Source organism: Kitasatospora sp. NPDC004799, from assembly GCF_040609095.1.
GTDB lineage: Bacteria > Actinomycetota > Actinomycetes > Streptomycetales > Streptomycetaceae > Kitasatospora.
On record NZ_JBEXJK010000361.1, the window covers coordinates 1 to 8,531 of the forward strand.

General features: G+C 72.6%; 7 protein-coding genes. 3 read left to right on the forward strand and 4 right to left on the reverse strand.

The window, feature by feature from the left end; all coding sequences use genetic code 11:
- Nucleotides 1-144: 144 nt before the first annotated feature.
- The 3 genes from ABZW03_RS32125 to ABZW03_RS32135 form a co-directional block, all read right to left on the reverse strand.
- Complete coding sequence (locus ABZW03_RS32125; RefSeq protein ID WP_355266147.1) at nucleotides 145-1,710, reverse strand: GMC family oxidoreductase N-terminal domain-containing protein; 1,566 nt, start codon at nucleotides 1,708-1,710, stop codon at nucleotides 145-147.
- A gap of 100 nt (nucleotides 1,711-1,810) precedes the next feature.
- Nucleotides 1,811-3,313, reverse strand: coding sequence for an NAD(P)/FAD-dependent oxidoreductase (locus tag ABZW03_RS32130; protein WP_355266149.1), 1,503 nt, complete (start codon nucleotides 3,311-3,313; stop codon nucleotides 1,811-1,813).
- A gap of 29 nt (nucleotides 3,314-3,342) precedes the next feature.
- A complete protein-coding gene (locus ABZW03_RS32135; protein WP_355266151.1) occupies nucleotides 3,343-4,644 on the reverse strand; it encodes an NAD(P)/FAD-dependent oxidoreductase in 1,302 nt (433 codons plus the stop codon).
- A gap of 55 nt (nucleotides 4,645-4,699) precedes the next feature.
- Between ABZW03_RS32135 and ABZW03_RS32140 the strand changes: the two genes are divergently transcribed.
- The gene (locus ABZW03_RS32140; protein ID WP_355266154.1) at nucleotides 4,700-5,341 is read left to right on the forward strand and encodes a TetR/AcrR family transcriptional regulator; all 642 of its coding nucleotides are present in this window, start codon (nucleotides 4,700-4,702) and stop codon (nucleotides 5,339-5,341) included.
- Between the two features lie 32 nt (nucleotides 5,342-5,373).
- On the opposite strand, the gene ABZW03_RS32145 is transcribed toward ABZW03_RS32140, so the two are convergent.
- A complete protein-coding gene (locus ABZW03_RS32145) occupies nucleotides 5,374-6,624 on the reverse strand; it encodes a saccharopine dehydrogenase NADP-binding domain-containing protein (protein WP_355266157.1) in 1,251 nt (416 codons plus the stop codon).
- A 267-nt stretch (nucleotides 6,625-6,891) separates the two neighbouring features.
- On the opposite strand from ABZW03_RS32145, the gene ABZW03_RS32150 reads away from it, so the two are divergent.
- Both ABZW03_RS32150 and ABZW03_RS32155 read left to right on the forward strand, forming a co-directional pair.
- Nucleotides 6,892-7,542 carry a TetR/AcrR family transcriptional regulator gene (locus ABZW03_RS32150; protein ID WP_355266160.1) on the forward strand — a complete coding sequence of 217 codons (651 nt, stop codon included), beginning with the start codon at nucleotides 6,892-6,894 and terminating at the stop codon, nucleotides 7,540-7,542.
- 102 nt (nucleotides 7,543-7,644) lie between these two features.
- Nucleotides 7,645-8,400 carry a hypothetical protein gene (locus ABZW03_RS32155; RefSeq protein WP_355266163.1) on the forward strand — a complete coding sequence of 252 codons (756 nt, stop codon included), beginning with the start codon at nucleotides 7,645-7,647 and terminating at the stop codon, nucleotides 8,398-8,400.
- Nucleotides 8,401-8,531: the final 131 nt, after the last annotated feature.

Here is an 8,531-nt window from a genome sequence, read left to right on the forward strand (position 1 = left end):
GGATCGCGCTCTGCGCCCGCACCACCGCCGACCGGGAGCACACGGCGAGGAGCGAGAGCCGCCCGGCGGGGCCGCAGTCGGCCCAGGCGGCCGCGCCGCGGACCAAATCGTCCACAGCGAGGTCGAGTTGCGACTCCGAGCAGCTCATCGCGCACCGCCCTTGACGAGGTCGGCGGCCTTCTCGGCGGCCATGACGGTCGGCGCGTTGGTGTTGCCGCGCGGCACCGACGGGAACACCGAGGCGTCCACCACCCGGAGGCCCTCGACGTCGAACACCCGCAGCTCCGGGTCGACGACCGAGCCGATGGCACAGGTGGACGTCGGGTGGTACAGCGTCTGCCCGGCGCGCTGCGCCCAGGCGAGCAGGTCCGCGTCGGAGCCGGCCGGGGACGGCAGGTCGCCGAACGGCCCGGTGACGAGGTCCGCCACCGCCGGCTGCGCCGCGATCTCCAGCGCGATCCGGATGCCGGAGACGATCGCCTTCCGGTCCTCGGCCGTCACCAGGTAGTTGTGGACGATCCGGGGCGCGGCGTCCGGGCGCGGGGAGCGCAGGGTGACCGCGCCGCGGCTGGTCGGGGCGAGCACGCAGGGGCCGAAGGCGAAGCCGTGCTCGGTGGCCGCGCCCAGACCCTCCTGGTGGAACAGCACGGGGGCGGCGTGGAACTGGAGGTCCGGCGCGGCCAGGTCCTCCCGGCTGCGGAAGAAGCCGCCGGCCTCGCCGACGTTGGAGCTCAGCGGGCCGCGCCCCTCGTCCTGCAGCAGCGCCGCGTTCCCGGGGGTGGCGGCGGCGATCAGCGACTCGGCGCCGGTGCGGAAGTTCAGCATCGTCATGTAGTGGTCCTGGAGGCCCCTGCCGACCGGCAGGTCGCGAACCACCTCGATGCCGAAGGCGGCGAGGTCCGCGGCGGGCCCGATCCCGGAGAGCAGCAGCAGCTTCGGGCTCTCGTACGCGCCCGCGGCCAGGATCACCTCGCGCTCGGCGCGGACGGTCTCCACCGTGCCGCCGCGCTCCACCTCCACGCCGGTGGCCCGGCCGCCCTCGACCAGCACGCGGTGGGCGCGGGCGTGGGGCAGCACGGTGAGGTTCGGCCGCTCCAGCGCCGGGTGCAGGTAGGCGACGGCCGCGCTGCACCGCAGGCCGCCGCGCTGGGTGAGCTGGTAGCGCCCGACGCCGAACTGCGACTCGCCGTTGAAGTCCTCGTTCGCCTTGTGCCCGGCCTGCTCGGCGGCCCGGACGAAGGCGGAGCAGAGCGGGTGCCCGGACCGGCCGTCGCTGACCGTCAGCGGGCCGCCCACGCCGTGGAAGGCGTCCTCACCGCGCTCGTTGTCCTCGGCGCGCCGGAAGTACCGCAGCACTTCGTCGTACGACCAGCCGGTGGCGCCGGCCGCCGCCCAGCCGTCGTAGTCGGCGCGGCTGCCGCGGATGTAGATCATCGCGTTCATCGAACTGGAGCCGCCGAACATCCGGCCCCGGGGCAGGTACGCCCGCCGCCCGCCGAGCCCCGGCTCCGGGTCGGAGTCGAGGTCCCAGTCCAGCGCGGACTTGAACAACTGGGGGAAGGCGGCCGGGACGTGGACCTCCGGCGCGGTGTCGGGGCCGCCCGCCTCGATCACCGCGACCCGGACGTCCGGATCCTCGCTCAGCCGTGCGGCGAGCACGGATCCGGCGGTTCCGGCGCCGACGACGACGTAGTCGTAGCTGCTGCTCATGCGATCCCCTTGGAGTGGAGGGTGTGGTACCGGACGCCGTGGCCGGTCGAGCGGGTCAAGCCGGTCAAGCCGCTGAGGCCGCTGAGGCCGGTCTCCGCCGTCATCGCGCCTGCCCCGACGGGGACGCCGCCCGGGCCGGGCCGGTGGTGAACCTCAGCGCGCTGTCCGCGACGGGGCCCCGGCGCAGCCGCTCGACGTCCTTCTCGTACGCCATCTCCACCGTCCACGGGCCGCTGGTCCCGCGCCGCGGGAACGTCCCGATGCCGCGCCGCACGTAGCCCGAGGTCAGGTCCATGTACGGCAGGCGCTCCAGGTACGGGTCGTCCAGCACCGGTTCGACGGTCCGGTACCCGTGGGCGTCCATGTGGTCGAGGAGGCGGCAGAAGTGCTCGCCGACCAGGTCGACCTTGAGCGTCCAGGAGAGGTTGGTGTAGCCCAGCGCGAACACGAAGTTGGGCACCCCGGAGAGCATCATCGCCTTGTAGGCCGTGGTGTCCGGCACGTGCACCGGCTGCTCGTCGACGCTCAGCCGGACCTTGCCGAAGACCGCCATGCGCAGGCCGGTCGCGGTCACGACGACGTCGGCGGCCAGCTCCTGGCCGGACTCCAGCAGGATGCCGGTCCCGGTGAACCGTTCGATGCGGTCGGTGACGACGGAGGCCCGGCCGGAGGAGATCGCCTTGAACAGGTCGCCGTTCGGGACGAGGCAGAGCCGCTGGTCCCAGGGGGCGTAGCGCGGGGTGAAGTGGGTGTCGACGTCGTAGTGCCGGGGCAGTCGGCGCCGGACGCCGGCGATGAGCAGCCGGCGCATCAGCTTCGGGGCGCGCCGGGAGGCCTTGTAGACGGCGCGGGTGAGGAGGACGTTCTTCCGCCGGACGATCCGGTGGGCGCGCCGGGGGCCGAGCAGCGTGCGCAGGGTGTTGGCGATCGCGTCCTCGGCGGGCGCCGAGAACACGTACCCCGGGGAGCGCTGCAGCATGGTGACGTGCCCGGCGGTGCGGGCCATGGCGGGGACCAGGGTGACGGCGGTGGCGCCGCTGCCGATCACCACGACCTGCCGGCCGGTGTGGTCGAGGTCCTCGGGCCAGTGCTGGGGGTGGACCACCCGGCCCGTGAAGTCCTCGACGCCGGCGAAGTCGGGTGTGTAGCCCTCGTCGTGGTCGTACGGCCCGGTGCCGACGAACAGGAACCGCGCGGTGAACCTCACAGTCCGCCCGCTGCCGGACTGCTCGGCGGTGACGGTCCAACGCCCGTCCGCCGTCGAGAAGTCGGCGCTCAGCACCCGGTGGCCGACGTGGATGTGCTCGCCCAGTCGCCGCTCGGCGACGGTCTGCCGCAGGTAGTCCAGGATGAGGTGGCCGTCGGCGATCGACTTGCGGTGCCGCCACGGCCGGAAGCCGAAGCCGAAGGTGGTCATGTCCGAGTCCGACCGGATGCCGGGGTAGCGGAACAGGCTCCAGGTGCCGCCGATCTCCTCGCGCGCCTCCAGGACGGCGAAGGTGGTGCCCGGACGCCGGGCGCGCAGGTGGCCGGCCGCGCTGATGCCGGAGATTCCGGCGCCGATGACGAGGACGTCGACGTCCGTGGGCGGTGTGTGGGTCATGGGGGTGTCTCCCGAACGGAGGTGCTCGATCAGTGGGTGCCGTCGGCGAGTGCTGCGGCGACGGTGCGGGCGGTGCTCGCACCGGTCTCCATGGCGCCCTCGATGCCGCCGACGACCAGCGACGCGATGTCGCCGCCGGCGAAGTGGAGGCGTCCGTGGGGCTCGCGCAGCAGGGGAACGGCACCGGTCAGGTTCCCGGGGCGGTGGTGCACCCAGGTGCCCTGGGAGAACTCGTCGCCGACCCAGTCGTGGAAGGCGGTGTCGACCACCTCGACGTCCGGCAGGAAGGTCCGCAGCGCGGCCTGCACCGCGCCGCGGTCCCTCGCGTCGAGGGCCGCGGCGTCGGAGGCGAAGCACACCACGAGCGAGTCGCCCTCGTGGTGGTGCTCCAGCCGGGCGGCGTTGATCCCGTTCCCGCCGACCGGTGCGAAGGCGTAGAAGGGCTCGAGCTCACCCCGGAGCCGCGCCCACAGCTTCGCCGTGCGCATCGGATGCCCGGCGGCGACCATCCCGCTCGCCGGCCCGGCGATCCCCGGGGTGAGCTCGATGTCGCCCAGGGTGTTGAGCGGTACGGCGAGCACGGCGGCCCGGGCCCGGACGCGCTCCCCGGCGCGGGTGGTGACGACGACGCCGGAGTCGTCGACCTCGACCGCGCGCACCGGCGTGGACAGCCGGAGTTCGGCCTCGGACTCGCCCATGACGGCGTCCAGCAGCCGACCGGTCCCGCCCTCGATCGGCCAGAAGCCGGCCGCCTCGAAGAACGCGTTCCAGTCCCCGAAGTTGGTGGCCGCCCAGAACAGCAGCTGGGCGAGGCCCTGTTCGTCGTAGGAGTGGACCATGGTGGCCAGCGCCCCGTCGAGCACGTCCCGCTCGTACGGGGACAGGCCCAGCGAGTCGAGCCGGTCACCGACGGTCTGCGCCTCGACCTTGCCGGCGTCGACCGCCTCGATCGCGAACGGCAGCGGGAACCGGGCCCGGGCGTCCGCGAAGAACCGTGCCGCCAGCGGGGCGACGGCCGCGCCGTACTCGGTCCGGGTGCCGGAGTGCACGGCGCCTTCGGCCAGCCAGTACACCCGGTCGATGTCCAACGGGACGGCCAACGGGATGCCGTGGCGCCGCAGTTCGCGCCACACGTGCGGCTGGGTCCAGTGCACGTAGGTGCCGCCGAGGTCGAGTCGGCGGCCGAAGGCCTCGCCGAGGTAGGTGCGGCCGCCGATCCGGTCGCGCGCTTCGAGCAGGAGCACCGAGTGCTCGTCGACGCTGAGGTCCCGCGCCGCGGTGACTCCGGCGAAACCCGCACCGATCACCACGACGTCGTACACGTGAGTCATCCGAACCCTCTCCTGACAAGGGGGAGTGAGAGTGCAACTGGTACGATCTCGAACCGTGTTCGAGAAGAATCCGACTGGTCAGGCGCCGACCCGTCCGACGACGCAGCGCCGCGGGGTCGAGCGCAGGCGGGCGATCCTCGACGCTGCCGAGGCCCTGCTCACCGAGCGGGGTTACGAGGACACCACGCTGAAGGCGATCGCCGAGCGGGCGGGCATCCCGATCACCTCCGTGTACCACTACTTCTCCGACCGTCACGAGGTCGACGCCGAGCTCGTGCAGCGGTACGTCCGCGAGCTCGACGCCGCCGGTGCCGCCGCGTTCGTCGACCCCGCACTGCGCACGCTGGGCGACGCGGTCGACGCCACCATCGACCCGACCCTGGACTACCTCCGCCGTCACCGCGGCTGCGCCCAGCTGTGGTTCTCGGGCCGCAGTGAGCGGGTGGAGGAACTGGTCCGCGACTTCGACCGGACCCGGGCGCAGCGGCTGCGGTCCTTCCTGGTCGAACGGGACCTGCTGCGCGCCGACACGCCGGCGCTGGTGCTGGAGCTCGCCTTCGCGGCCGGGCACCGGCTGTTCGACATCGCCTTCCACACCTCGCCGACCGGTGACGACGCGACGATCGACGAGGCGCGCCGGCTGGTGACCGCCTACCTGGCCACGTACTCCGGGCCGGGAGCGGCGGGGCGGGACTGACCTCCGCTCGACCCGCCGTGCCGGTGCGTCGGTCAGCAGAGGGACTCCACGATCTCGCGGCGCGGCGTGCCGACCCGCTCCAGGGCGGTGTAGAAGGCCTCCGGTTCGGCCCACTCCTCGGGCGCGAAGGAACCGGACCGCTTGCCCGTCTCGTCGAGCGCCAGCACCATGAAGGCGGCGGTGGCCGTGCCGGTCAGGCCTCCCATGCTGTTCACCATGTACAGCTTCGGGCCGCTGATCGGCGTGCGCCGCACGGCCGTCGCGGGTCGGCCGTCGCGGGTGCCGGTGACCTTGGCCAGCAGACCGCCGCGCCACTCGTACGTCCGCCGCAGCGCCGACTTCGCCAGGAAGGCGGCCATCTCGCCGGGCGCCATCTCGCCGCGCCGGATCTGGCCGACCATGCCGCTGAGGGCGTGCCGCAGGCCCCTGGTGTCGGTGAAGCGGTTGTGCAGCACCTCCTGGATGTAGTCGACGGCCTCGTCGACCGTCAACCTGCCGTCCTGGACGGCGAGTCCGAGGCCGCGCGCGAGGCCGTTGAAGGGCATCGGGTCGAGCCCGCCGAGACAGCGGATGCGTTCGGCCTGCGGGTAGCGCCGCGGGAGGGTGACCGGTTCCGGGTGCGCCGTCTCGTACAGCAGGGTCTCGCCCAGGCCGCCGCCCATCGGCAGCACGCCGGTCTCGACGTACGACTCGTGCACCACCGGCCCGCCGTGCTCCCAGGTCAGGCAGTCGCCGGCGGCGATGTGCATCAGGTGCTCCAGCACCGCCCGGCCGACGTTCGGCCGTTCGTCGCCGACCACCCAGCCGAGTTCGATGGTCTCGACGGTGTCGAGCTCGTTCGCGGCGTCGACGGCCATCACGTTGCTCATGCCCGGTGAGGCGCCGCAGCCGACGTAGATCGGGATGCCCGCCTCGCGGGCCCGCTCGTCGAGGCTGAGGGCGTGCTGGGTGCTCTCGACGTCGTCGTCGAAGTCGAGGTACGGGACCCCGGCCTCCAGACAGGCCGAGATCACCGGCTCCGAGGTGCGGATGTACGGGCCCGCACCGAGGACGACGAGGCTCGCGCCGGTGACCACCTCCAGCAGCGCGGTGCGGTCGTACAGGTCCAGCTTCCGGACCGTGGCGCGACCGGCCGGCAGCCGCTTCACCAGGGGGTGGAGGATCTCGGGCCGGATGTCGCAGAGGGTGAGCCGCCAGTCGCCGTCCGCCCGGGCGAAGCGCTCGATGGCCACCCTGCACATCTCCCCGGCCGCGCCGATGAAGACCACGTGCTGCGCCGTCATGCGGCACCTCCGGCGCGCTCCGCACCGATCACCACGGCGCCGTACCTGTCCGTCATGGCCTCTCCGTTCTGCATGGCCGCCGGTGTCGCGCTGCGGCGGAGACAAACTCGAATGGATTCGAGTTTAGCCCTCGGAAGGTCGCCGTCAAGGTGTCGTCGGCGGCGGGTTCACCTTCGTCCCGCGTGCAAACCCCCTTCGCTCGCATGCGAGTTGATTCGATCGGTCGAAGGGGTTGACGCCACCCCGGCCGACCCGTATAAAACTCGAATGCCTTCGAGTTCTGATCGCGGCGCGCCTGACGTCACCCGCGCCTCCGGCCGTCCGGCCACCGTGCAGCGCCGCCGGATCGAGCGGACGGAGGCGATCCTCGGCGCCGCCGAAGCCCTGCTCGCCGAGCAGGGGTACCGGGCCGCGACCCTCAGGGCGATCGGCGAGCGGGCCGGGATCCCGACCTCGTCCGTCTACCACTACTTCGGAGACCGCGACCAGGTCGACGCCGAGCTGCTGCGGCGCCACCTGGCCGCACTGCGCGAGCGGATCACCGCCCGGCTGAACGCGCGCGAGCTGCGGACCGTACGCGACGCCGTCGACGCCGTCGTCGATCCACTGCTCGCACACGGCCGCCGCACCCCGGCCTTCGTCCGGTTGTGGCGGGAGAAGACCGCACCCCTGGTCGAGCTGGGACGCGAGTTCGACGAGTCGCTCGCCGAGAGGACCCGGCGGGTGCTCGTCGACCACGCGCTGATCCGCCCCGACACCCCGCTCCTCGCCGTACAGCTCGCCTTCGAGGCCGGCGACCGACTCTTCGACGTCGCCTTCGAGCGCTCCCGGCGCGGCGACACCGCGACGGTGGACGAAGCCCGCCGCCTCGTCACCGCCTACCTGGAGACGTACGCGCCCCCGGCCCCGGGGAACTGACCCGACGAAGGCCGCTGTCGGGGCGGCGGGGTAGCGTTGGTTGACGGCATGTCATGTCAGCGCGAGGGAAGCGAGGTCCACATGGTCAAGGTGCGAGTTCTGGTGACAGCGGGGATCGCGCTCACCCTGGCCACCGTCGCCGGGTGCTCCGGCGAGGGCTCATCGGACCGGGCCGCGCCGACCGGCGCGACGTCCCCGGCCCCGACGCTCACCGTGGCCGCGACGGACTACCTGCCGAAGCCGGCGCCCACCACCCCCATCGCCCCGGCCGTGGATCCGTCGATCGTCCTCGGCAGTGCCCTCAGGGCGTACCTGCCCACGGCGCGGACCGTCCCGTCGGGCTGGACCCTCGACACCAAGTACGGCCCCGCCACCCCGTCGGACAGCGGAACGCAGGTCCTCTCCGGCACCACGGGTCTGGGGCCCGCGGCGCCGTGCGACGTCATGAGCAACATGACCATCGTGGACGGCGAGGCCGCTTACGCCAGCCAGCAGATGCGGTCCACCGACGGCGCGTACGCCGCCTTGGTGACCGTGGACTCCTTCCGTACCGGGCAGGCGACGAAGCAACTGGCCGTCATCAGGGACTTCGTGGCGCGCTGCCCGTCGTACGTCGACAAGCACGTGGGCACCGGCGGCGGCGATGTGGAGACGCACCTCTCCGTCGAGCCGGTGGACGGACTGGGCGACGAGGCGCTGCACTTCAAGATCATCCCGCAGGGGGCCTACCGGACCAACGAGACGGTCATCGTCCGCATCGGCGATCGAGTCCTCCAGTTCCGGTGCACCTCCGACGAGCGCGGCCGGCTCCCCGACATGGAATCGCTGGCGCGGGACCTGGCCAAGGCCGTCAAGTGATCAGCCGTCGGGGCCGGGGGTCGGGGCCTCAGAAAGTGTTGGGTAATTGATCAACTGCACGCTGTGATGCGTTGGCGGTGTTTTTTGGGGGGGTGGTTTTCGCGGAGAAAAACCCCAAGTGTGTGTTTTGG